At 60.7% G+C, this 23235-nt stretch carries 18 protein-coding genes and 1 pseudogene; all 19 read left to right on the forward strand.

Features of this window, described 5'->3' with window-relative positions:
- Window positions 1–31: 31 nt before the first annotated feature.
- The 19 genes and pseudogenes from pyrH to eno all read left to right on the forward strand — a co-directional run bounded on the left by pyrH (window position 32) and on the right by eno (window position 23146).
- Window positions 32–775 (forward strand): UMP kinase, encoded by a 744-nt coding sequence (gene pyrH / locus AB4N42_RS09240; protein WP_003198235.1) that lies wholly within the window; start codon window positions 32–34, stop codon window positions 773–775.
- Window positions 772–1329 (forward strand): ribosome recycling factor, encoded by a 558-nt coding sequence (gene frr / locus AB4N42_RS09245; RefSeq protein ID WP_030139489.1) that lies wholly within the window; start codon window positions 772–774, stop codon window positions 1327–1329. The genes pyrH and frr overlap by 4 nt, the downstream gene beginning before the upstream one ends.
- Before the next feature lie 13 nt (window positions 1330–1342).
- Window positions 1343–2098, forward strand: a complete 756-nt coding sequence (gene uppS / locus AB4N42_RS09250; protein ID WP_030139488.1) for a polyprenyl diphosphate synthase — start codon at window positions 1343–1345, stop codon at window positions 2096–2098.
- Complete coding sequence (locus AB4N42_RS09255; protein WP_030139487.1) at window positions 2098–2904, forward strand: phosphatidate cytidylyltransferase; 807 nt, start codon at window positions 2098–2100, stop codon at window positions 2902–2904. The genes uppS and AB4N42_RS09255 overlap by 1 nt, the downstream gene beginning before the upstream one ends.
- Entirely contained in the window at window positions 2901–4091 is a 1191-nt protein-coding gene (ispC, locus tag AB4N42_RS09260; protein ID WP_198796345.1) for a 1-deoxy-D-xylulose-5-phosphate reductoisomerase, read from the forward strand. Before AB4N42_RS09255 ends, ispC begins: the two co-directional genes overlap by 4 nt.
- Before the next feature lie 52 nt (window positions 4092–4143).
- Window positions 4144–5496, forward strand: a complete 1353-nt coding sequence (gene rseP, locus AB4N42_RS09265) for an RIP metalloprotease RseP (RefSeq protein WP_198796346.1) — start codon at window positions 4144–4146, stop codon at window positions 5494–5496.
- Between the two features lie 74 nt (window positions 5497–5570).
- Window positions 5571–7958, forward strand: a complete 2388-nt coding sequence (gene bamA, locus AB4N42_RS09270; protein WP_407683771.1) for an outer membrane protein assembly factor BamA — start codon at window positions 5571–5573, stop codon at window positions 7956–7958.
- 45 nt (window positions 7959–8003) lie between these two features.
- On the forward strand, window positions 8004–8507 hold the full coding sequence (locus AB4N42_RS09275) for an OmpH/Skp family outer membrane protein (RefSeq protein WP_003184901.1): 504 nt from the start codon (window positions 8004–8006) through the stop codon (window positions 8505–8507).
- A gap of 3 nt (window positions 8508–8510) precedes the next feature.
- A complete protein-coding gene (lpxD, locus tag AB4N42_RS09280; RefSeq protein WP_217860235.1) occupies window positions 8511–9566 on the forward strand; it encodes a UDP-3-O-(3-hydroxymyristoyl)glucosamine N-acyltransferase in 1056 nt (351 codons plus the stop codon).
- A gap of 105 nt (window positions 9567–9671) precedes the next feature.
- Entirely contained in the window at window positions 9672–10112 is a 441-nt protein-coding gene (gene fabZ, locus AB4N42_RS09285; RefSeq protein ID WP_003184897.1) for a 3-hydroxyacyl-ACP dehydratase FabZ, read from the forward strand.
- Window positions 10109–10885 (forward strand): acyl-ACP--UDP-N-acetylglucosamine O-acyltransferase, encoded by a 777-nt coding sequence (gene lpxA / locus AB4N42_RS09290; RefSeq protein WP_030139482.1) that lies wholly within the window; start codon window positions 10109–10111, stop codon window positions 10883–10885. The genes fabZ and lpxA overlap by 4 nt, the downstream gene beginning before the upstream one ends.
- A 2-nt stretch (window positions 10886–10887) precedes the next feature.
- Window positions 10888–12018, forward strand: a complete 1131-nt coding sequence (gene lpxB, locus AB4N42_RS09295; RefSeq protein WP_334598247.1) for a lipid-A-disaccharide synthase — start codon at window positions 10888–10890, stop codon at window positions 12016–12018.
- Window positions 12015–12668, forward strand: a complete 654-nt coding sequence (gene rnhB / locus AB4N42_RS09300; protein WP_217860234.1) for a ribonuclease HII — start codon at window positions 12015–12017, stop codon at window positions 12666–12668. Before lpxB ends, rnhB begins: the two co-directional genes overlap by 4 nt.
- A gap of 195 nt (window positions 12669–12863) precedes the next feature.
- Window positions 12864–16385 carry a DNA polymerase III subunit alpha gene (gene dnaE / locus AB4N42_RS09305; protein WP_258648205.1) on the forward strand — a complete coding sequence of 1174 codons (3522 nt, stop codon included), beginning with the start codon at window positions 12864–12866 and terminating at the stop codon, window positions 16383–16385.
- A gap of 150 nt (window positions 16386–16535) precedes the next feature.
- Window positions 16536–17483 carry an acetyl-CoA carboxylase carboxyltransferase subunit alpha gene (locus tag AB4N42_RS09310; protein ID WP_024779026.1) on the forward strand — a complete coding sequence of 316 codons (948 nt, stop codon included), beginning with the start codon at window positions 16536–16538 and terminating at the stop codon, window positions 17481–17483.
- 134 nt (window positions 17484–17617) lie between these two features.
- A pseudogene (tilS, locus tag AB4N42_RS09315) lies at window positions 17618–18947 on the forward strand (tRNA lysidine(34) synthetase TilS).
- Between the two features lie 274 nt (window positions 18948–19221).
- Entirely contained in the window at window positions 19222–20853 is a 1632-nt protein-coding gene (locus AB4N42_RS09320; RefSeq protein WP_030139477.1) for a CTP synthase, read from the forward strand.
- Window positions 20854–20857: 4 nt separating this feature from the next.
- Window positions 20858–21703 (forward strand): 3-deoxy-8-phosphooctulonate synthase, encoded by an 846-nt coding sequence (gene kdsA, locus AB4N42_RS09325; protein WP_030139476.1) that lies wholly within the window; start codon window positions 20858–20860, stop codon window positions 21701–21703.
- 153 nt (window positions 21704–21856) lie between these two features.
- Entirely contained in the window at window positions 21857–23146 is a 1290-nt protein-coding gene (eno, locus tag AB4N42_RS09330; RefSeq protein WP_030139475.1) for a phosphopyruvate hydratase, read from the forward strand.
- Window positions 23147–23235 lie beyond the last annotated feature (89 nt).

The following is a 23235-nucleotide window of genomic DNA, read 5'->3' on the forward strand; positions in this document are numbered from 1 at the left end:
TTGAAAAAATACGCCGCAGGAGAGATTCGCAATGGCTCAGCAGGGCAGTGGTTATCAGGCTCGCTATAAACGCATTCTACTCAAGCTTAGCGGCGAGGCCCTGATGGGCTCGGAGGAGTTCGGGATCGACCCGAAAGTGCTGGATCGCATGGCCCTGGAAGTGGGCCAGTTGGTCGGGATCGGCGTTCAGGTCGGGCTGGTCATCGGCGGCGGCAACCTGTTCCGTGGCGCAGCGCTGAGCGCGGCCGGCATGGATCGGGTCACGGGCGACCACATGGGCATGCTGGCCACTGTGATGAACGCCCTGGCTATGCGCGACGCACTGGAGCGTGCCAATATTTCGGCCATCGTGATGTCGGCCATTTCCATGGTTGGCGTGACCGATCACTACGATCGCCGCAAAGCCATGCGCCACCTCAACTCCAAGGAAGTGGTGATTTTTGCCGCCGGTACCGGTAATCCGTTCTTCACCACGGATTCCGCAGCCTGCCTGCGAGCGATCGAGATCGATGCCGATGTCGTGCTCAAGGCAACCAAGGTGGATGGTGTGTATACCGCCGACCCGTTCAAAGACCCGCATGCCGAGAAGTTCGATCATCTGACCTACGATGAAGTGCTGGATCGCAAGCTGGGTGTCATGGACCTGACGGCTATCTGCCTGTGCCGCGACCATAAGATGCCGTTGCGCGTTTTCAATATGAACAAGCCTGGCGCCCTGCTGAACATCGTCCATGGCGGCGCCGAAGGAACACTGATCGAGGAAGTTCAACAATGATCAACGAAATCAAGAAAGACGCTCAAGAGCGCATGCAGAAGTCCTTGGAGTCTCTGGCCCACGCATTCGGCCAGATTCGTACCGGCAAGGCTCACCCGAGCATCCTCGGCAGCGTCATGGTGCCTTACTACGGCGCTGACACACCGCTGAGCAGCGTCGCCAACGTCACCGTGAAAGATTCGCGCACCCTGCAGGTCGTGGCTTTCGAGCGCAACATGCTCGCTGCTGTAGACAAGGCCATCCAGAGCGCCGGTCTGAACCTCAACCCAACCAACCTGGGTGAGTTGCTGCTGATCCCGATGCCGGCCCTCACCGAGGAAACGCGCAAAGGCTTCACCAAGCAGGCCCGTAGCGCGGCGGAAGACGCGCGTGTTGCCGTGCGCAATATCCGTCGTGACGCGTTGGGTGAGCTGAAGAAGCTGATCAAGGACAAGGCAATCAGTGAAGACGAAGAGCGTCGTGCCATCGCTGATATCGATAAGTTGACCAAGGAATCCGAGGCCCAGATCACCAAGGCCACGGACGAGAAAGAAAAAGACCTGATGGCCGTATAAGGGTCTCGCTTTAATGGATAAGACCAAGCAGGCCGTGCCGTTCGCGGTGCCGCGCCACGTGGCGATCATCATGGACGGCAATAACCGCTGGGCCAAGAAACGCTTCATGCCCGGTGTCGCCGGGCACAAGGCTGGGGTTGATGCGGTTCGTGCTGTCATCGAGGTGTGCGCGGAGGCAGGGGTCGAGGTGCTCACCCTGTTCGCCTTTTCCAGTGAAAATTGGCAACGTCCGGCCGATGAGGTCAGCGCCTTGATGGATCTGTTCCTCAAGGCGTTGCGGCGTGAGGCCAAGCGTCTGGATGAGAACAAGATCAGCCTGCGGATCATTGGTGATCGTTCGCGTTTTCATCCGGAGCTGCAAGCTGCCATGCGTGAAGCCGAGTCCGCCACGGCGGGCGCTGATCGGTTTGTCCTGCAAATTGCCGCCAACTATGGCGGGCAGTGGGACATCGCCCAGGCGGCCCAGCGACTGGCGCGGGAAGTCCAGGCCGGTCATCTGCGTCCCGAGGACATTACGCCCGACCTCTTGCAAACCTGTCTGGCGACCGGCGACTTGCCGCTGCCCGACTTGTGCATCCGCACCGGTGGCGAACACCGCATCAGTAATTTCCTGCTTTGGCAGCTGGCTTACGCCGAGCTGTATTTCTCCGACCTGTTCTGGCCGGACTTCAAACACGAAGCCATGCGCACCGCGCTGGCCGATTTCGCTTCCCGTCAGCGTCGTTTCGGTAAAACGAGCGAGCAGATCGAAGCTGGAGCCCGGGTTTAATGCTCAAACAACGAATCATCACTGCCCTGATCCTGCTGCCCATCGCCTTGGGCGGTTTTTTCCTGCTCGAGGGTGGCAGTTTTGCGCTGTTCATCGGCCTTGTCGTGACCTTGGGGGCGTGGGAATGGGCTCGGCTGGCGGGTTTCCCTGCGCAGTCGGCGCGCGTGGCCTACGCGGCGGCCGTGGCGGCCATGTTGTTCATCATGTACGTGGTGCCTGGCCTTGCGCCTTGGGTGCTGGGCGCTGCGGTGCTGTGGTGGGCGATGGCGACTTTCCTGGTCCTGACCTACCCGCGGACGACGCACCATTGGGCCAATGCGGCGACCAAGCTGGTGATCGGCCTGTTGATCCTGCTGCCGGCCTGGCAAGGGCTGATCTGGATCAAGCAGGGGGCGCTGGGCAACTGGCAGATCATGGCGGTGATGGTGTTGGTCTGGGGCGCCGATGTCGGGGCTTACTTCTCCGGTCGGGCGTTTGGCAAGCGAAAGCTCGCGCCAAAGGTCAGTCCCGGCAAAAGCTGGGAAGGCGTCTATGGCGGCCTGGCCTTGAGCCTGGTGATCACCACCGTGGTCGGCTTCGTGCGGGACTGGACTGTCGCGCAATTGCTGATGGGGCTGTTTGGCGCCGCCCTGATCGTGTTCGTGTCCGTGGTCGGTGACCTGACCGAAAGCATGTTCAAGCGCCAATCCGGAATCAAGGACAGCAGTAACCTGCTGCCTGGCCATGGTGGCGTGCTGGATCGCATCGACAGCCTGACCGCCGCGATCCCGATCTTCGCCGTGCTGTTGTGGATGGCGGCATCGTGAGTCGTCCCCAGCAGATTACCGTCCTGGGGGCCACCGGTTCGATAGGCCTCAGTACGCTGGATGTGATTGGCCGGCACCCGGAGCGCTATCAGGTATTTGCCCTCAGCGGCTTTACTCGCCTCAACGAGCTGCTGGCGCTGTGCATTCGCCATGCGCCGCGGTTTGCCGTGGTGCCCGAAGCCGGCGTGGCTCGGGCATTGCAGGATGACCTGAATGCGGCCGGCTTGCAGACGCGCGTGCTGGTGGGGGAGGAGGGCTTGTGTCAGGTGGCCTCCGATCCTGAAGTCGATGCCGTGATGGCAGCGATTGTCGGCGCGGCGGGCTTGCGTCCAACGCTGGCGGCGGTTGAGGCTGGCAAGAAAATCCTGCTGGCCAACAAGGAAGCGCTGGTGATGTCGGGTGCGCTGTTCATGCAGGCGGTGCGCAAGAGTGGCTCGGTGCTGCTGCCTATCGACAGCGAACACAACGCGATTTTTCAATGCATGCCCCGGGATTTTTCCCGTGGCCTGGGTGCGGTCGGTGTCAGGAGGATTCTTCTGACAGCCTCTGGTGGTCCCTTCCGGCAGACACCGCTGGAAGAATTGGTGCATGTTTCACCCGACCAGGCTTGCGCTCATCCGAACTGGTCCATGGGGCGCAAGATCTCCGTGGATTCGGCCAGCATGATGAACAAGGGGCTGGAACTCATCGAGGCCTGCTGGCTGTTCGATGCAAAGCCGGCCCAGGTCGAGGTGGTCATCCATCCACAAAGCGTTATCCACTCCCTTGTGGACTATGTAGATGGCTCGGTGCTGGCCCAGTTGGGTAATCCGGACATGCGCACACCTATTGCCAATGCTTTGGCCTGGCCGGAGCGGATTGATTCAGGTGTCGCACCCTTGGACCTGTTTGCCATTGCTCGGCTGGACTTCCAGGCGCCCGATGAGCAACGTTTTCCCTGCCTGCGCCTGGCGCGACAGGCGGCCGAGGCGGGCAACAGCGCGCCGGCCATGCTTAACGCCGCCAACGAGGTGGCAGTTGCAGCGTTTCTCGATGGGCGTGTCCGCTACCTCGAGATCGCGAGTATCATCGAGGAGGTCTTGAATCTCGAAGCTGTGGTTTCGCTCGATGACCTCGATGCGGTATTCACGGCGGATGCCAGGGCTCGCGAGCTGGCGGGCCGATGGTTGCAGCGCCACGGGCGCTAAGGCTGCGGTACGTTAGCCAGGGTTGTCCCAGGCAGGATTGTGGAGAAAACAGATGAGCGCGCTCTATATGATTGTCGGCACCCTGGTTGCACTGGGGGTGCTGGTCACTTTTCACGAATTCGGCCATTTCTGGGTCGCGCGTCGCTGTGGCGTCAAGGTTCTGCGCTTTTCCGTCGGTTTCGGCATGCCGTTGTTGCGCTGGCATGACAAGAAAGGCACCGAGTTCGTCGTGGCAGCCATCCCATTGGGCGGCTACGTCAAGATGCTCGATGAGCGCGAAGGCGAAGTCCCGGCCGATCAGCTTGATCAGTCTTTCAATCGAAAGACCGTCCGTCAGCGCATCGCTATCGTCGCGGCGGGCCCGATTGCCAACTTCCTGCTGGCCATGGTGTTTTTCTGGGCGCTGGCCATGCTGGGCAGTGAGCAGGTACGGCCTGTCATCGGCGCGGTCGAGGCGGGTAGCGTTGCGGCGCGGGCCGGGTTGGGCGCGGGCCAGGAAATCGTTGCCATCGACGGCGAGCCGACATCGGGTTGGGCTGCGGTCAACTTGCAGTTGGTGCGTCGCCTGGGTGAAAGCGGTTCGCTGCAATTGATGGTGCGCGAACAAGGCTCGACGGCGGACTCGCCTCGGGAGCTGGTCCTCGACAACTGGCTCAAGGGCGCCGATGAGCCCGACCCGATCCGTTCCCTGGGGATTCGCCCATGGCGTCCGGCGTTGCCGCCCGTGCTTGCCGAGCTCGATCCGAAAGGCCCGGCTAGCGCTGCTGGCCTGAAAACCGGTGACCGTTTGCTGGCATTCGACGGCCAGCCTGTCAGTGACTGGCAACAGGTCGTCGACTCGGTTCGTGTTCGCCCTGATACCAAAATCATGCTGCGTGTCGAGCGCGATGGTGCTTCAATCGACGTCCCTGTCGCCTTGGCTGCCCGCGGTGAGAGCAAAGCGCCGACCGGTTACCTGGGGGCTGGCGTCAAGGCGGTCGACTGGCCACCGGAAATGATCCGGGAGGTCAGCTTCGGTCCTGTCGCGGCAATCGGTGAGGGTGTGCGGCGTACTTGGACCATGAGTGTCCTGACCCTCGACTCGCTGAAGAAAATGTTGTTCGGCGAGCTCTCGGTAAAAAACTTGAGTGGACCGATAACCATTGCTAAAGTGGCGGGCGCTTCTGCCCAGTCGGGCGTTGCTGATTTCCTGAATTTCCTTGCTTATCTGAGCATTAGCCTGGGGGTTCTGAATTTGCTGCCCATCCCGGTACTGGATGGGGGGCATCTGCTGTTTTATCTGATCGAGTGGGCGCGTGGTCGTCCCTTGTCGGATCGGGTGCAAGGTTGGGGGATACAGATCGGTATCAGCTTGGTGGTCGGGGTGATGTTGCTTGCCTTGGTCAACGATCTGGGTCGTCTGTAACGCTTCGCTGAATTGCGAATCTGCCGCATTTTGCGGCAGTTTGTTTATTGCCAGTTGGAATAAGAAAGGACTTCATGAAACGTCTGCTGCTAACTGCGGTTCTCACCGTATTGATGATCGCCGAAGTTCACGCCGAGTCCTTCACTATCTCTGATATTCGCGTCAACGGCCTCCAGCGGGTTTCCGCGGGTAGCGTCTTTGGTGCCTTGCCGCTGAACGTCGGCGAGCAGGCGGATGATCGGCGCCTGGTGGAATCCACTCGTGCGTTGTTCAAGACCGGGTTCTTTCAAGATATCCAGCTGGGCCGCGACGGCAATGTCCTGGTCATCACGGTAGTCGAGCGCCCATCGGTCGCCAGTATCGAGATCGAGGGCAACAAGGCGATCTCCACCGAAGACCTGATGAAAGGCCTGAAGCAATCGGGCCTGGCGGAAGGCGAGATCTTCCAGCGCGCGACACTCGAAGGCGTTCGTAACGAGTTGCAACGCCAGTACGTTGCCCAGGGCCGCTACTCGGCCACCGTTGATACCGAAGTCGTCCCGCAACCGCGCAACCGCGTTGGCCTGAAGGTGAACATCAACGAAGGCACCGTCGCCGCCATCCAGCACATCAACGTGGTAGGCAATACGGTTTTCCCAGACGAAGACCTGATCGACCTGTTCGAACTCAAGACCACCAACTGGTTGTCGTTCTTCAAGAACGACGACAAGTACGCCCGTGAAAAACTCTCCGGTGACCTGGAGCGCCTGCGTTCCTACTACCTGGACCGTGGCTACATCAACATGGACATTGCTTCGACCCAGGTGTCCATTACCCCGGACAAGAAGCACGTCTACATCACCGTCAACGTCAACGAAGGCGAGAAATACACCGTTCGTGACGTCAAGCTCAGCGGCGACCTGAAGGTCCCTGAAGACCAGGTCAAGTCGCTTTTGCTGGTGCAGAAGGGCCAGGTATTCTCGCGCAAGCTGATGACCACCACGTCCGAGCTGATCACCCGTCGCCTCGGTAACGAGGGCTACACCTTCGCCAACGTCAACGGCGTGCCACAGCCACACGATGAAGACCATACCGTCGACATCACCTTTGCCGTGGACCCGGGCAAGCGCGCCTACGTCAATCGCATCAACTTCCGTGGCAACACCAAGTCCGAGGACGAAGTGCTGCGCCGTGAAATGCGCCAGATGGAAGGTGGCTGGGCTTCGACCTACCTGATCGACCAATCCAAGACCCGCCTGGAGCGCCTCGGCTTCTTCAAGGAAGTCAACGTCGAGACCCCGGCCGTACCGGGCGTCGATGACCAGGTTGACGTGAACTACAGTGTCGAGGAACAGGCTTCCGGTTCGATCACCGCGAGCGTCGGTTTCGCCCAGAGCGCAGGCTTGATCCTGGGCGGTTCGATCACCCAGAACAACTTCCTCGGTACCGGTAACAAGGTCAGCGTCGGCCTGACCCGTAGCGAATACCAGACCCGCTACAACTTCGGCTACGTGGACCCCTACTGGACCGCCGACGGCGTGAGCCTGGGCTACAACGCCTTCTATCGCACCACTGACTACGACGAACTCGATTCCGATGTCTCCAGCTATGCAGTTGACAGCCTGGGTGCCGGCGTCAACGTAGGTTATCCAATCAGCGAGACTTCGCGTCTTACGTTCGGGCTCACCGCCCAGCAGGACGAGATCAGCACCGGCCGCTATACCGTTGACGAGATCTTCGATTTCGTCGAGAAGGAAGGCGACAAGTACCTGAACTTCAAGGCGTCTGTTGGTTGGTCCGAGTCGACCCTGAACAAGGGCGTATTGGCGACACGTGGTCACTCCCAGAGCCTGGTGCTTGAATCGACCGTACCGGGCAGCGACCTGTCGTTCTTCAAGCTCGATTATCGCGGCCAACTGTTCCAGCCGCTGACCGATAACTACACCATGCGCCTGCACACCGAGCTGGGTTATGGCGATGGCTACGGTTCGACTGACGGCCTGCCGTTCTACGAGAACTACTACGCGGGTGGTTTCAACTCGGTACGCGGCTTCAAGGACAGCACCCTGGGGCCTCGCAGTACGCCGAGCCGTGGCGCAGCCGTCACTGGCAACCAAGGGACCATCCGGGATCCGGACCAGGATCCGCTTCCATTCGGTGGTAACGTCCTGATTCAGGGCGGGGTTGAAGTGCTGTTCCCGATGCCGTTCGTCAAGGACCAGCGCTCCCTGCGTACCTCTGTATTCTGGGACGTGGGTAACGTATTCGACTCCAGTTGCGATAACGCCACCAACAACAATGGCACGTCATCCAATGCAGAATGCAACGACATCAGCCTCAGCAACCTTGCCAGTTCCGTCGGCGTGGGCGTGACCTGGGTCACCGCGCTGGGCCCGTTGAGTTTCGCGCTGGCGATGCCGATCAAGAAACCGGATGACGCTGAAACCCAAGTGTTCCAATTTTCCCTCGGCCAGACGTTCTAAGTGTCCGGCCCAAGATAACGACAATGGATTTTGTAGGAGTACATCGTGCGTAAGTTGACTCAATTGGTTCTCCTGGCGACCGTACTGGTCGCAGGTCCGGCTTTTGCCGACATGAAGATCGCCGTGCTGAATTATCAGATGGCCCTGCTGGAATCCGATGCGGCGAAGAAATATGCCGTGGACGCGGAGAAGAAATTCGGCCCGCAACTGACCAAGCTCAAGGGCCTGGAAAGCAGCGCCAAGGGTATCCAGGACCGTCTAGTCGCCGGTGGCGACAAGATGGCCCAGGGCGAGCGCGAGCGTCTTGAGCTGGAATTCAAGCAGAAGGCCCGCGACTTCCAGTTCCAATCCAAGGAACTGAACGAAGCGAAAGCCGTGGCTGACCGTGAAATGCTCAAGCAGCTCAAGCCGAAACTCGACAGCGCCGTTGAAGAAGTCATCAAGAAAGGTGGTTTCGACCTGGTGTTCGAGCGCGGCGCAGTGATCGATGTCAAACCTCAATACGACATCACGCGCCAGGTCATCGAGCGCATGAACCAGCTGAAGTAATCCATGACAGCGACTATCAAGCTCGGCCAACTGGCTGAGTTCCTCGGCGCCACCCTGCGTGGCGACCCGGAGAGGGCAATTACTGGGCTAGCCACTTTGCAAGAGGCTGGCCCAGCTCAGTTGAGCTTTCTGGCAAATCCCCAATACCGCAAATACCTGGCAGACAGCCGGGCCGCAGCGCTGTTGCTGAAGGCCGGTGATGCCGAAGGGTTTGCTGGCGATGCGCTGATCGTGGCCGATCCTTACCTGGCGTATGCGCGGATTTCCCATCTTTTCGACCCCAAGCCCAAATCGCCTGCGGGCATTCATCCCAGTGCGGTAATCGCGGCGGATGCGATCGTTGACCCCACGGCCAGCGTAGGGCCTTTTGTCGTCATCGAAAGCGCGGCCCGGATTGGCGCTGGCGTGACGCTGGGCGCCCACTGCTTTGTCGGCGCGCGCAGCGAGATCGGCGAGGGCGGCTGGCTGGCTCCGCGTGTCACCCTGTATCACGACGTGCGCATCGGCAAGCGTGTGGTGATTCAGTCTGGCGCGGTGCTCGGTGGTGAAGGATTTGGTTTTGCCAACGAGAAAGGCGTCTGGCAGAAGATCGCCCAGATCGGTGGCGTGACCGTTGGCGATGATGTGGAGATTGGCGTCAATACCGCGATCGACCGTGGTGCGCTGGCCGACACCGTCATCGGTAACGGCGTCAAGCTCGACAACCAGATCCAGATCGCCCACAACGTCCAGGTCGGTGACCATACCGCCATGGCCGCTTGCGTGGGCATTTCCGGCAGTACCAAGATCGGCAGGCATTGCATGCTGGCCGGTGGCGTAGGGCTGGTAGGTCACATCGAAATCTGTGACAACGTTTTCCTGACCGGCATGACCATGGTCACCCACTCGATTACCGAGCCGGGCGCCTATTCATCCGGTACGGCCATGCAGCCGGCAGCCGAATGGCGCAAGAGCGCGGCGCGTATCCGCCAGCTCGACGACATCGCGCGGCGCCTCAAGCAGGTGGAAAAGCGTGTAGGGGACGTGACCCCTGGCGGTAATGCTTCATCAGATGGCTGATACCATTTCCATATCAAGTGTGCACAGCCGTTAGGGCATCTTGATTTGCTAGCGGAGTGCGCGTCACTCGTGCGCTCCCAATCTTTACATAGGCTTCCCCCCGAAATGATGGACATCAACGAGATTCGCGAATACCTGCCTCACCGTTACCCGTTCCTGCTGGTGGATCGGGTCGTGGACCTGGATGTTGAAGGCAAGCGCATTCGCGCCTACAAGAATGTCAGCATCAACGAACCGTTCTTCAATGGCCACTTCCCCGCGCATCCAATCATGCCGGGCGTGTTGATCATCGAAGCGATGGCTCAGGCTGCCGGGATCCTTGGTTTCAAAATGCTCGACGTGAAGCCTGCCGATGGCACGCTCTACTACTTCGTCGGCTCCGACAAGCTGCGCTTTCGCCAGCCAGTGACCCCGGGCGATCAATTGATCCTCGAGGCCAAGTTCATCAGTTGCAAGCGCCAGATCTGGAAGTTCGAATGCCAGGCCTCGGTCGATGGCAAGCCGGTCTGCTCCGCTGAAATCATCTGCGCGGAACGCAAACTATGAGTTTGATTGACCCTCGCGCAATCATCGATCCGTCGGCCGTGCTGGCCGCCGATGTCGAGGTTGGCCCTTGGTCGATCATCGGCGCAGGTGTGGAAATCGGCGAGGGCACGGTGATCGGCCCCCACGTAATTCTCAAGGGGCCGACCCGAATCGGCCGGCACAATCGCATCTACCAGTTTTCATCGGTAGGCGAGGACACGCCCGATCTGAAATACAAAGGTGAAGAAACCCGCCTGGTCATCGGCGATCACAACGTGATCCGCGAAGGCGTGACGATTCACCGTGGCACCGTCCAGGACCGTTCCGAAACGACACTGGGCGACCATAACCTGATCATGGCCTATGCCCACATCGGCCACGACAGCGTCATCGGCAACCATTGCATCTTGGTCAACAACACTGCGTTGGCCGGCCATGTGCACGTGGATGACTGGGCGATCCTGTCCGGCTTCACCCTGGTCCACCAGTATTGCCATATCGGTGCCCATAGCTTCTCCGGCATGGGCACGGCCATCGGCAAGGACGTTCCCGCATACGTCACCGTGTTCGGTAACCCGGCCGAAGCCCGCAGCATGAACTTCGAGGGCATGCGTCGTCGTGGTTTCAGCGAAGAGGCGATTACGGCGCTGCGCCGCGCCTACAAGGTTGTCTATCGCCAGGGCCTGACGGTCGAGCAGGCGCTGGCCGAGCTGGCCGAAGCCTCGACGCAGTTCCCGGAAGTCGCGATATTCCGTGATTCCATCCAGTCGTCGACTCGCGGCATCACGCGCTGACCATGGCTAGTCTGCGTATCGCGCTGGTGGCGGGAGAGGCTTCCGGTGACATTCTGGGTGCCGGTCTGATGCGTGCGCTCAAGGCGCAGCATCCCGCAGTCGAATTCATCGGGGTTGGTGGGCCATTGATGCAGGCCGAAGGGCTGGAGTCCTACTTCCCCATGGAGCGCCTGTCAGTCATGGGCCTGGTGGAAGTGCTCGGTCGCTTGCGGGAGCTGCTGGCCCGGCGCAAGAAGCTGATCCAGACGCTGATCGAAGAAAAACCGGACGTCTTCATCGGTATCGATGCGCCGGATTTCACCCTCAATATCGAACTCAAATTGCGCCAGGCGGGTATCAAGACCGTGCATTACGTCAGCCCGTCGGTCTGGGCCTGGCGGCAGAAACGCGTGTTGAAGATCCGCGAAGGTTGCGACCTGATGCTGACGCTGCTGCCGTTCGAAGCCCGTTTCTACGAAGAAAAAGGCGTGCCGGTGCGGTTTGTCGGACACACCCTGGCCGATACCATTCCCCTGGAGGCGGACCGCGCGGCGGCGCGCCAGGCGTTGAACCTGCCTGCAGGGCCGCTGGTGGCATTGATGCCCGGCAGTCGCGGTGGCGAGGTCAGTCGCCTGGGCGGCTTGTTCTTCGACGCCGCTGAACGCCTGCGGGCGATGCGGCCCGGTGTACGTTTTGTTCTGCCGTGTGCCAGTCCGCAGCGGCGAGTCCAGCTCGAAGCGTTGCTGGCCGGGCGCGATTTGCCGGTTACCTTGCTCGACGGCCAATCCCATCAAGCACTGGCCGCTTGTGATGCGGTGTTGATTGCGTCAGGCACTGCTACCCTTGAAGCGTTGTTGTACAAACGCCCAATGGTAGTCGCCTATCGCCTGGCGCCGCTGACGTTCTGGATTCTCAAGCGCATGGTCAAGAGCCCTTACGTTTCCTTGCCCAATCTCCTGGCCCAGCGCTTGCTGGTCCCTGAGCTGCTGCAAGACGACGCGACCGCCGAGGCGCTGGCCACCACGCTGTCGCCCTTGATCGACGGCGGCGAGGAACAGACCCGGGGTTTTGACGAAATTCACCGTACCCTGCGTCGCGATGCCTCCAACCAGGCGGCTGACGCGGTACTGACCCTGATTGGCGCAAAACCATGAGCAACGTAAAGCTACAGATGGGCCTGGACTTCAACCTGGTCGCTGAAGTCGAAGAACTCGTTGCCGGTGTCGATGAAGTCGGGCGTGGGCCTTTGTGCGGTGCGGTGGTGACGGCGGCGGTGATCCTTGATCCGAACCGGCCGATCCTGGGTCTGGATGATTCCAAGAAGCTCACCGAGGCCCGTCGCGAGAAGCTCTACGACGAAATCTGCGAAAAGGCCCTGAGCTGGTGCATCGCCCGGGCCGAAGTCGAAGAAATCGATGAGCTCAATATCCTGCACGCCACCATGCTCGCCATGCAGCGTGCGGTGCAGGGGCTGCATATCACGCCGAAGCTGGCGATGATCGACGGCAATCGTTGCCCGAAACTGTCGATGCGCGCCGAAGCGGTCATCCAGGGCGACGGCAAAGTGCCGGCCATCGCGGCGGCTTCGATCCTGGCCAAGGTCAGTCGTGATCGGGAAATGGCCGCGTTCGAGCTGATCTATCCGGGCTATGGCATCGGCAGCCACAAGGGTTATCCGACCCCCGTCCACCTGGAAGCCTTGGCGCGCCTTGGCCCGACGCCGATTCATCGGCGATCGTTTGCCCCGGTTAGGCTGGCTTATGAAGCTCGGGATGGGGTGATCGTGAGCGAGGGGTTCACCTGATTCATCGTGGCGAGGGAGCTTGCTCCCGCTTGGGTGCGAAGCGCCCATAAGAAGGGGGCTGCCGCGCAGCCCAGCGGGAGCAAGCTCCCTCGCCACGGGTTCAATCCTCAAGAGAATGGGTTGCTGGCTGATGTTTTACCCAAGGCCCGGTACAATCCGGGCCTTGTTGTTTTCATGACTTAACGCAGGATCACTATGCCGGCTTCATTCGTTCATCTACGCCTGCACACTGAATACTCCCTGGTCGACGGTCTGGTGCGGATCAAGCCCCTGGTCAAGACGCTGGTGGGCATGAACATGCCTGCCGTGGCCGTTACCGACCAGAACAACATGTGTTCGCTGGTCAAGTTCTACAAGAACGCCATGGGCGCAGGGATCAAGCCGATCTGCGGCGCCGACCTGTGGCTGGCGAACAAGGACCCGGACGCGCCGCTGAGCCGAATCAGCCTGCTGGTGATGAACGCCTTGGGCTACCGCAACCTCACCGAGCTGATTTCCCGCGGCTTTATCGACGGCCAGCGCAATGGCTCGATCATCATCGAGCGCGAGTGGGTGGCCGAGGCCAGCGAAGGGCTGATCATGCTGTCGGCGGCCAAGGAGGGTGAAATCGGCCAGGCCCTGCTCAGCGGCAATGTCGAAGAAGCCGAACAACTGGCCCGCGACTGGATGGCCGTGTTCCCGGATCGCTTCTACATCGAAGTGCAGCGCACCAACCGTCCCAATGACGAAGAACACCTGCACGCCGCCGTAGCCCTCGCCGACAAGCTCGGTGCGCCGCTGGTGGCGACCAACGACGTGCGGTTCATCAAGCAGGAAGATTTCGAGGCCCACGAAACCCGCGTCTGCATCGGTGAGGGCCGGGCCCTCGACGACCCCCGTCGGCCGAAAAACTACAGCGACCAGCAATATCTCAAGAGCGCCGAGGAAATGGCGGAGCTGTTCAGCGACTTGCCCGAAGCGCTGGAAAACACCGTCGAGATCGCCAAGCGTTGCAACATCGAAGTGAAGCTGGGCAAGCACTTCCTGCCCAACTTCCCGATTCCCGATGGGATGACCATCGATGAATATTTCCGCAAGGTCTCGTTCGACGGCCTCGAAGAACGCCTGAGCGTCCTGCTGCCCAAGGACACCACTGAAGATTACGAAGCCAAGCGCCAGGTCTATGTCGATCGGTTGAATTTCGAGCTGGATATCATCATCCAGATGGGGTTCCCCGGTTACTTCCTGATCGTGATGGACTTTATCCAGTGGGCCAAGAGCAACGGCGTGCCCGTTGGCCCTGGCCGGGGGTCGGGTGCCGGTTCGCTGGTGGCCTACGTGCAGAAGATCACCGACCTCGACCCGCTGGAATATGACCTGCTGTTCGAACGTTTCCTCAACCCGGAACGGGTTTCCATGCCCGACTTCGACGTCGACTTCTGCATGGACGGCCGCGACCGGGTGATCGACTACGTGGCCGAGAAATACGGCCGCAACGCGGTGAGCCAGATCATTACCTTCGGTTCCATGGCTGCCAAGGCTGTGGTGCGCGACGTGGCGCGGGTGCAGGGCAAGTCCTACGGTCTGGCGGATCGCCTGTCGAAGATGATCCCGTTCGAAGTCGGCATGACCCTGGAAAAAGCCTACGAGCAGGAAGAAATCCTGCGGGACTTCATCAAGGTCGATGAGGAAGCTGCGGAAATCTGGGAGATGGCCCGCAAGCTCGAAGGCGTGGTGCGTAACGTCGGCAAGCACGCCGGTGGTGTGGTGATCGCGCCGACCAAGCTGACTGACTTCTCGCCGATCTATTGCGATGAAGAGGGCGACGGCCTGGTCACCCAGTTCGACAAGGATGACGTCGAGGCGGCGGGCCTGGTGAAGTTCGACTTCCTCGGCTTGCGGACCCTGACCATCATCGACTGGGCGCTGAAAACCATCAACCGCGACCGGGCCAAGGTCGGCGAAGAGCCGCTGGACATTGCCTTTATTCCGCTGGACGACAAGCCGACCTACAGCCTGTTGCAGAAAGCCGAAACCACCGCGGTGTTCCAGCTTGAATCCCGAGGCATGAAGGAGCTGATCAAGAAGCTCAAGCCCGACTGCCTGGAAGACTTGATCGCACTGGTGGCCCTGTTCCGTCCGGGCCCGCTGCAATCGGGCATGGTGGATGACTTCATCAACCGCAAGCACGGTCGCGCCGAGCTGGCGTACCCGCACCCCGACTACCAGTACGAAGGCTTGAAGCCGGTATTGGCACCGACCTACGGCATCATCCTGTATCAGGAACAGGTGATGCAGATTGCCCAGGTGATGGCCGGCTACACCCTCGGTGGCGCGGACATGCTGCGTCGAGCCATGGGTAAGAAAAAACCCGAGGAGATGGCCAAGCAGCGCGGTGGCTTCATCGAAGGTTGCGCGAACAACGGCATCGATGCGGACCTGGCGGGCAACATTTTCGACCTGGTGGAAAAGTTCGCCGGCTACGGCTTCAACAAATCCCACTCCGCCGCCTATGGCCTGGTCTCGTACCAGACCGCATGGTTGAAGGCACACTACCCGGCGCCGTTCATGGCGGCGGTACTGTCCGCGGACATGCACAACACCGACAAGGTCGTGACCTTGATCGAAGAAGTGCGGACCATGAAGCTGCGCCTCGACGCACCGGACGTGAACGCATCGGAGTTCAAGTTCACGGTGAACGAGGAAGGCCGCATCATCTATGGCCTCGGCGCCATCAAGGGCGTGGGCGAGGGGCCGGTGGAAGCCATCACCGAAGCGCGCCAGGACGGGCCATTCAAGGATCTGTTCGATTTCTGCGCGCGGGTTGACCTCAAGCGCATCAACAAGCGCACCCTCGACGGTTTGATCCGCAGCGGCGCGCTGGACCGCCTGGGGCCTTACTTCCACGATGAGCCGAAGGCCTACCAGGCCAACATCGATCGCAATCGCGCGGTGTTGCTGGCGGCGATGGAAGAAGCGATCAAGGCCGCCGAACAGACCGCCCGCACCCATGACAGCGGCCACGCCGACTTGTTTGGCGGGCTGTTCGTCGAGGAGGACGCCGACGTCTATGGCAACCATCGCAAGGCCAAGGAACTGACCCTCAAGGAGCGCCTCAAGGGAGAGAAAGACACCTTGGGCCTGTACCTGACCGGTCACCCGATCGACGAATACGAAGGCGAGATCCGCCGCTTCGCCCGCCAGCGCATCATCGACCTGAAGCCGGCTCGCGACACGCAAACGGTCGCCGGCATGATCATCGCCCTGCGGGTAATGAAGAACAAAAAGGGCGACAAGATGGGCTTCATCACCCTCGACGACCGCTCCGGGCGTATCGAGGCGTCGTTGTTCGCCGATGCGTTCCATTCCGCGCAGTCGTTGTTGCAGACCGACGCGATGGTGGTGGTGGAAGGCGAGGTCAGTAACGATGACTTCTCCGGTGGCCTGCGGCTGCGGGTCAAGCGGGTGATGAGCATGGAGGATGCCCGTACCAACCTGGCCGAGAGCCTGCGCCTGAAGTTGCAAACCCAGGATCTGAAAGGCGATCAGCTACGCTGGCTGGGCGAGTTGTTCAAGCGCCATCGCGGTGCTTGCCCGATCACGATGGAGTATGTGCGACCCGACGCCAAGGCCGTGCTGCAGTTCGGCGAAGGTTGGCGGATCGATCCGGCGGATGCGTTGATTCAAGCCTTGCGTGACCAGTTCGGCAAAGACAACGTCTTCCTCCAATACCGTTGACGGCCAGGGGCCACTTCCGTATCCGGAGCGCCCCTGACCTCGACTCGAATTTTTAATCTCGACCTGAACGCGCCTCTCCCTTAAGGTAGGGCGCGAATAGACAACCGGCCGGCCCAAGCTCTCTTGGACGTCGACCCAAGACGGACGCCTATGAACCCGAATTTTCTAGATTTCGAACAGCCGATCGCCGACCTTCAAGCCAAGATCGAAGAGTTGCGCTTGGTCGGTAACGACAATTCGCTGAATATCGGCGATGAAATCTCTCGGCTGCAGGACAAGAGCCGCACGCTGACCGAAGACATCTTCGGCAAGCTGACCAGCTGGCAGATCGCGCGTCTGGCGCGTCACCCGCGTCGTCCCTATACCCTGGACTACATCGACCACATCTTTACTGAGTTCGATGAGCTGCACGGCGACCGTCACTTCTCCGACGACGCCGCGATCGTCGGCGGCGTTGCCCGCCTGGACGACCAGCCAGTGATGGTGATCGGTCACCAGAAGGGCCGCGAAGTGCGCGAGAAGGTGCGTCGCAACTTCGGCATGCCGCGTCCGGAAGGCTACCGCAAGGCCTGCCGCCTGATGGAAATGGCCGAACGCTTCAAGATGCCGATCCTGACCTTCATCGACACCCCGGGCGCTTACCCAGGCATCGACGCCGAAGAGCGCAACCAGAGCGAAGCGATCGCCTGGAACCTGCGCGTGATGGCTCGCCTGAAAACCCCGATCATCGCCACCGTGATCGGCGAAGGCGGTTCGGGCGGTGCGTTGGCCATCGGTGTCTGCGATCAGTTGAACATGCTGCAATACTCCACCTACGCGGTGATCTCGCCGGAAGGCTGCGCCTCGATCCTCTGGAAAACCGCCGAGAAGGCGCCGGATGCCGCCGAAGCCATGGGCATCACCGCCGAGCGCCTCAAAGGCCTGGGCATCGTTGATAAAGTGATCAACGAGCCAGTGGGCGGCGCCCACCGTGACCCGGCTGCGGCCGCTGCGCTGATTCGCGCGGAGCTGAGTTCGCAGCTGTCGATGCTCAAGAAGTTCGACAACGACGCGTTGCTGGCCCGTCGTTATGAGCGGTTGATGAGCTACGGCCTCTGATCCAAGCGTTGTACCCTGTGTGGGAGCGAGCTTGCTCGCGATGGCGGTTTAACATTCAACCGATAAGTTGACTGATACACCGCCATCGCGAGCAAGCTCGCTCCCACATTTGATTGGTGTGAAGGCAAGTTTCCATGAATCAGCCCAGGATTGATCTGCCAACCCGGCTCCTCACACAGCTATCTCCCTGGCGCAACGCCGCCCACTGGCGCATCGCCTTCTCCGGTGGCCTCGATTCCACCGTCCTGCTGCACCTGCTCGTTTCCCTGGCCAAAAACCAAGCCCTGCCACCGCTCAGCGCCATCCATATCCATCATGGTCTCCAGGTCGTGGCCGAGGCGTGGCCGGAACATTGTCGCAGGGTCTGCGAGGCCCTTGGGGTGCCGCTTGAAGTGGTCAGCGTTGAGGTCCGGCCAGGCGCCAGTGTCGAGCGCGCCGCCCGGGAGGCGCGGTACGCGGCGTTCATAGCCGCGACACTGGAGAACCAAATGCTGCTCACCGCCCAGCACCGGGACGATCAAGCCGAGACCCTGCTGTTTCGTTTGCTGCGTGGGGCGGGCGCGCGAGGCCTCGCGGCGATGCCGAGGCAGCGACCACTGGGCCGGGGACATTTGCTGCGACCATTGCTCGATGTATCCCGCGTGGAGTTGGAGGCCTATGCCAGCCGGCATGGCTTGAGCTGGGTCGAGGACCCTTCCAACGATGACCATCGTTACGCCCGCAATTTCCTGCGCCAACGGGTCTTTCCGGTCTTGGCCGAACAGTGGCCCCAGGCATCCACGACCCTCGCCCGCAGCGCCGCGCACCTGAGCGAGGCGCAAGGCTTGCTGGACGAGTTGGCGCAGATCGATCTGGAGTGTGCCATGAGCGCCAGCGCGTTCGACTGGCTCGGGTTGCGGTCCCTTGAGCTGGCGCCCTTGCGCGCTTTGTCTGCGGCCCGCCAGCGCAACGCATTGAGTCATTGGCTGGCACCGGTGACTAAGCTTCCCGACAGTGATCATTGGGTGGGCTGGGACTCGTTGCGTGACGCCAGGGGCGATGGCCATCCGGTCTGGCGCCTGGCGGACGGAGAATTGCACCGGACCGGCGGACGCATCTGGTGGTTATCCGACCATTGGCGACAGCCGGTCTCGGGTCCGATTGAATGGCCTGAGGTCGATCGGCCATTGTTGCTGCCGGGTAATGGTCGGGTAATTCTTCTTGGCGCAGCCCCCTCGGGAGCGCTTTGCATCCGCTATCGCCAGGGCGGTGAAATCATGGAATTGCCGGGGCGCGGGCACCGGGATCTCAAGCGTTTGCTCAACGAAAACGGCGTGCCGGCGTTCGTACGTGGCCGTTTGCCGCTCCTGTATCGGGGCGAGCAATTGCTGGGGTTGGCCAGCCTTCAGGGATTCGATCGGGGGACTGATGGCAGTTGGCAACTGATCTGGCAGCCATGAAAGCCAAGATCTGGGTTTGAGCTGAAAGGGGCTTTCCGGTAGACTACGCTCCCTTCTTGATACAACTTCTGTGGATTCGCCTGAATTGCAGGAGTTGCCGATTACCAAGCAGTCTTTGCTGGGCGATTCCAAAAAATGTGTAGCGAACAACGTACCGGTGATTTCACCTCCGGTCTGTCCCGACGCGGCGGTTTTTTTGAAAGGTGCACTGTGATTAATGCAGGTGATCGGGGGCTTCGGCCTTCCTTCGCTTTCCCCGGCGGCTCGGACCGCTTTAACGCAGACTTCTAGGGTTTTTCATGACGCGCTACATATTCGTCACGGGCGGTGTTGTTTCTTCATTGGGGAAAGGCATTGCCTCGGCTTCATTGGCGGCCATCCTGGAGGCGCGGGGACTTAAGGTCACCATGCTCAAGCTGGACCCGTACATCAACGTCGACCCGGGCACCATGAGCCCGTTCCAGCACGGTGAAGTGTTCGTCACCCACGACGGCGCCGAGACCGACCTGGACCTGGGCCACTACGAGCGGTTCATCCGCACGACCATGACCCAGAACAACAACTTCACCACCGGCCGTGTCTACGAGCACGTCCTGCGCAAAGAGCGTCGTGGTGACTACCTTGGCGCAACCATCCAGGTCATCCCGCACATCACCGACGAAATCAAGCGCCGCATCATCAAGGGTGCCGGCGACGCGGACGTGGCGATGGTCGAGATCGGCGGCACTGTGGGCGACATCGAGTCCCAGCCGTTCCTTGAAGCCATCCGCCAGTTGCGTTTCGAAATCGGTGCCAAGCGCGCGATGCTGATGCACCTGACCCTGGTGCCGTACATCGCCACCGCCGGCGAAACCAAGACCAAGCCAACCCAGCACTCGGTCAAGGAACTGCGTTCCATCGGCCTGCAGCCGGACGTGCTGATCTGCCGCTCCGATCACCCGATCGACATCTCCTCGCGTCGCAAGATCGCCCAGTTCACCAACGTGGAAGAACGTGCGGTCATCGGCCTGGAAGACGCCGACACCATCTACAAGATCCCGGGCATCCTGCACTCCCAGGGCCTCGATGACTTCGTTGTCGAGCGCTTCGGCCTGCAATGCGCCAGCGCCGACCTGTCCGAGTGGGACGCCGTGGTCGATGCCAAGCTCAATCCAGAGCACGAAGTCACCATCGCCATGGTCGGCAAGTACATGGAGCTGCTGGACGCCTACAAGTCGCTGATCGAAGCGATGAGTCATGCCGGCATCAGCAACCGCACCAAGGTCAACCTGCGCTACATCGACTCCGAAGACATCGAGAACCAGGGCACCGGCCTGCTCGAAGGCGCCGATGCGATCCTCGTACCGGGCGGCTTTGGCCTGCGCGGCGTGGAAGGCAAGATCACCGCCGTGCAATACGCCCGCGAGAACAAGGTGCCGTACCTGGGCATCTGCCTCGGGATGCAAGTGGCGGTCATCGAGTTCGCCCGTAACGTGATGGGCTGGAAAGACGCCAACTCCACCGAATTCGATCGTGCCAGTGGCCACCCGGTCGTGGGCCTGATCACCGAGTGGGAAGATGCCACCGGCGCCGTCGAAGTGCGTACCGAAAGCTCGGACCTGGGCGGCACCATGCGCCTCGGCGCGCAGGAATGCCTGCTCGAAGCCGGCTCCAAGGTGCACGATTGCTACGCCAAGGACGTGATCGTCGAGCGTCATCGCCACCGCTACGAAGTGAACAACAACCTGCTGCCACAACTGATCGAAGCCGGCCTGAAGATTTCCGGTCGTTCCGGTGACGGTGCACTGGTTGAAGTGGTCGAGGCTGCGGACCATCCATGGTTCGTCGCCTGCCAGTTCCACCCGGAGTTCACTTCGACACCGCGCGACGGTCACCCGCTGTTCAGTGGTTTCGTGAAAGCCGCTTTGGCTCAACACCAGAAAAAGGCATAAGACGATGGCCCAGAAGATCATCCGCGTTGGCGACATCGAGATTGCCAACGACAAACCCATGGTGCTGTTTGGCGGCATGAACGTGCTGGAAAGCCGCGACATGGCGATGCAGGTCTGCGAGGAGTATGTGAAGGTTACCCAGAAACTGGGTATTCCATACGTCTTCAAGGCCAGCTTCGACAAGGCCAACCGTTCGTCGGTGACTTCCTACCGTGGTCCGGGCCTGGAAGAGGGGATGCGGATTTTCCAGGACATCAAGCAAGCCTTCGGCGTGCCGATCATCACCGACGTCCACGAGCCTGACCAGGCCGCGGTGGTCGCCGAGGTCTGCGACATCATCCAGTTGCCGGCCTTCCTGTCGCGCCAGACCGACCTGGTGGTCGCGATGGCCAAGACTGGCGCCGTGATCAACATCAAGAAAGCCCAGTTCCTCGCACCCCAGGAAATGAAACACATCCTGAGCAAGTGCGAAGAGGCCGGCAACGACCAGTTGATCCTCTGCGAGCGGGGTTCGAGCTTCGGCTACAACAACCTCGTGGTGGACATGCTCGGTTTCGGCATCATGAAGCAGTTCGAGTACCCGGTGTTCTTCGACGTGACCCACGCGCTGCAAATGCCTGGCGGTCGCTCCGATTCCGCGGGTGGTCGTCGCGCCCAGGTCACCGACCTGGCCAAGGCCGGCATGAGCCAGTCCCTGGCTGGCCTGTTCCTTGAAGCCCACCCTGACCCTGACAACGCCAAGTGCGACGGCCCTTGTGCCTTGCGCTTGAACAAGCTGGAACCTTTCCTGTCTCAGCTCAAGTCGCTGGATGAACTGGTCAAGGGTTTTCCGACGATAGAAACCGCGTAACGCGATTTTCTCCGGTAAAGTACCGCTCGATAAACGCTCTGGCCTGCGGGCCGGGCGTTGTCGTCGGCAAGCCTGCCCGCTGCTCTATCCCGCCGACGATAAAAGATTTCCTCTCGCTGCGTCGTTTTCGTCAACTTTGGAGTGTTTACAACAATGGCAAAAATCGTCGACATCAAAGGTCGTGAAGTTCTCGACTCCCGTGGCAACCCCACTGTCGAAGCGGACGTGCTTCTCGACAACGGCATCATCGGCAGCGCCTGTGCGCCGTCCGGTGCTTCCACTGGCTCGCGCGAAGCGCTGGAGCTGCGTGATGGCGACAAGAGCCGTTACCTGGGCAAGGGCGTGCTGAAGGCCGTCGCCAACATCAACGGTCCGATCCGTGACCTGTTGCTGGGCAAGGACCCTGCCGACCAGAAAGCCCTCGATCACGCCATGATCAAGCTCGACGGTACCGAAAACAAAGCCACCCTGGGCGCCAACGCGATCCTCGCCGTGTCCCTGGCCGCTGCCAAGGCCGCTGCCCAGGACCAGGACCTGCCGCTGTACGCCCACATCGCCAACCTCAACGGTACGCCGGGCGTGTACTCGATGCCGGTACCGATGATGAATATCATCAACGGCGGCGAGCATGCCGATAACAACGTCGACATCCAGGAATTCATGGTGCAGCCGGTGGGTGCCAAGACCTTCTCCGAAGGCTTGCGCATGGGCACCGAGATTTTCCATCACCTCAAGGCCGTGCTGAAGGCCCGTGGCCTGAGCACCGCCGTTGGCGACGAAGGCGGTTTCGCACCGAACCTGGCGTCCAACGAAGATGCACTGAAAGTGATCTCCGAAGCCGTGGCCAACGCTGGCTACAAGCTGGGCACCGACGTGACCCTGGCTCTGGACTGCGCCGCCAGTGAGTTCTTCGAAGACGGCAAATACAACCTGTCTGGCGAAGGCCAGGTGTTCACCGCCGAAGGTTTCGCCGATTACCTCAAGGGCTTGACCGAACGCTACCCGATCATCTCCATCGAAGACGGCCTGGACGAGTCCGACTGGGCGGGCTGGAAAATCCTCACCGACAAGATCGGCGAGAAAACCCAGCTGGTGGGCGACGACCTGTTCGTGACCAACACCAAGATCCTGAAAGAAGGCATCGACAAGAAGATCGCCAACTCGATCCTGATCAAGTTCAACCAGATCGGCACCCTGACCGAAACCCTGGAAGCCATCCAGATGGCCAAGGCCGCCGGTTACACCGCCGTGATCTCCCACCGCTCGGGTGAAACCGAAGACTCGACCATTGCCGACCTGGCCGTGGGCACCGCGGCGGGCCAGATCAAGACCGGTTCGCTGTGCCGCTCCGACCGCGTTTCCAAGTACAACCAACTGCTGCGCATCGAAGAGCAGTTGAACGGTAAGGCCAAGTACAACGGTCGCGCCGAGTTTCGCGGTTAAGCTGTAAATGATAAAAAGACAGCGGATTGCGTCGCAAAGGTCGCCAAGGTGGCGGTTTTGCCTCTAATCTGATGCCTTATCAAGCACAA

The sequence above is a fragment of the Pseudomonas sp. H2_D02 genome, assembly GCF_054677635.1.

Excerpts from the sequence above, each read along its gene's own strand:
- pyrH (WP_003198235.1), top strand. The coding sequence starts at position 32 with ATGGCTCAGCAGGGCAGTGGTTATCAGGCTCGCTATAAACGCATTCTA.
- frr (WP_030139489.1), top strand. The coding sequence starts at position 772 with ATGATCAACGAAATCAAGAAAGACGCTCAAGAGCGCATGCAGAAGTCC.
- uppS (WP_030139488.1), top strand. The coding sequence starts at position 1,343 with ATGGATAAGACCAAGCAGGCCGTGCCGTTCGCGGTGCCGCGCCACGTG.
- AB4N42_RS09255 (WP_030139487.1), top strand. The coding sequence starts at position 2,098 with ATGCTCAAACAACGAATCATCACTGCCCTGATCCTGCTGCCCATCGCC.
- rseP (WP_198796346.1), top strand. The coding sequence starts at position 4,144 with ATGAGCGCGCTCTATATGATTGTCGGCACCCTGGTTGCACTGGGGGTG.
- bamA (WP_407683771.1), top strand. The coding sequence starts at position 5,571 with ATGAAACGTCTGCTGCTAACTGCGGTTCTCACCGTATTGATGATCGCC.
- lpxD (WP_217860235.1), top strand. The coding sequence starts at position 8,511 with ATGACAGCGACTATCAAGCTCGGCCAACTGGCTGAGTTCCTCGGCGCC.
- fabZ (WP_003184897.1), top strand. The coding sequence starts at position 9,672 with ATGATGGACATCAACGAGATTCGCGAATACCTGCCTCACCGTTACCCG.
- lpxA (WP_030139482.1), top strand. The coding sequence starts at position 10,109 with ATGAGTTTGATTGACCCTCGCGCAATCATCGATCCGTCGGCCGTGCTG.
- lpxB (WP_334598247.1), top strand. The coding sequence starts at position 10,888 with ATGGCTAGTCTGCGTATCGCGCTGGTGGCGGGAGAGGCTTCCGGTGAC.
- rnhB (WP_217860234.1), top strand. The coding sequence starts at position 12,015 with ATGAGCAACGTAAAGCTACAGATGGGCCTGGACTTCAACCTGGTCGCT.
- dnaE (WP_258648205.1), top strand. The coding sequence starts at position 12,864 with ATGCCGGCTTCATTCGTTCATCTACGCCTGCACACTGAATACTCCCTG.
- AB4N42_RS09310 (WP_024779026.1), top strand. The coding sequence starts at position 16,536 with ATGAACCCGAATTTTCTAGATTTCGAACAGCCGATCGCCGACCTTCAA.
- AB4N42_RS09320 (WP_030139477.1), top strand. The coding sequence starts at position 19,222 with ATGACGCGCTACATATTCGTCACGGGCGGTGTTGTTTCTTCATTGGGG.
- kdsA (WP_030139476.1), top strand. The coding sequence starts at position 20,858 with ATGGCCCAGAAGATCATCCGCGTTGGCGACATCGAGATTGCCAACGAC.
- eno (WP_030139475.1), top strand. The coding sequence starts at position 21,857 with ATGGCAAAAATCGTCGACATCAAAGGTCGTGAAGTTCTCGACTCCCGT.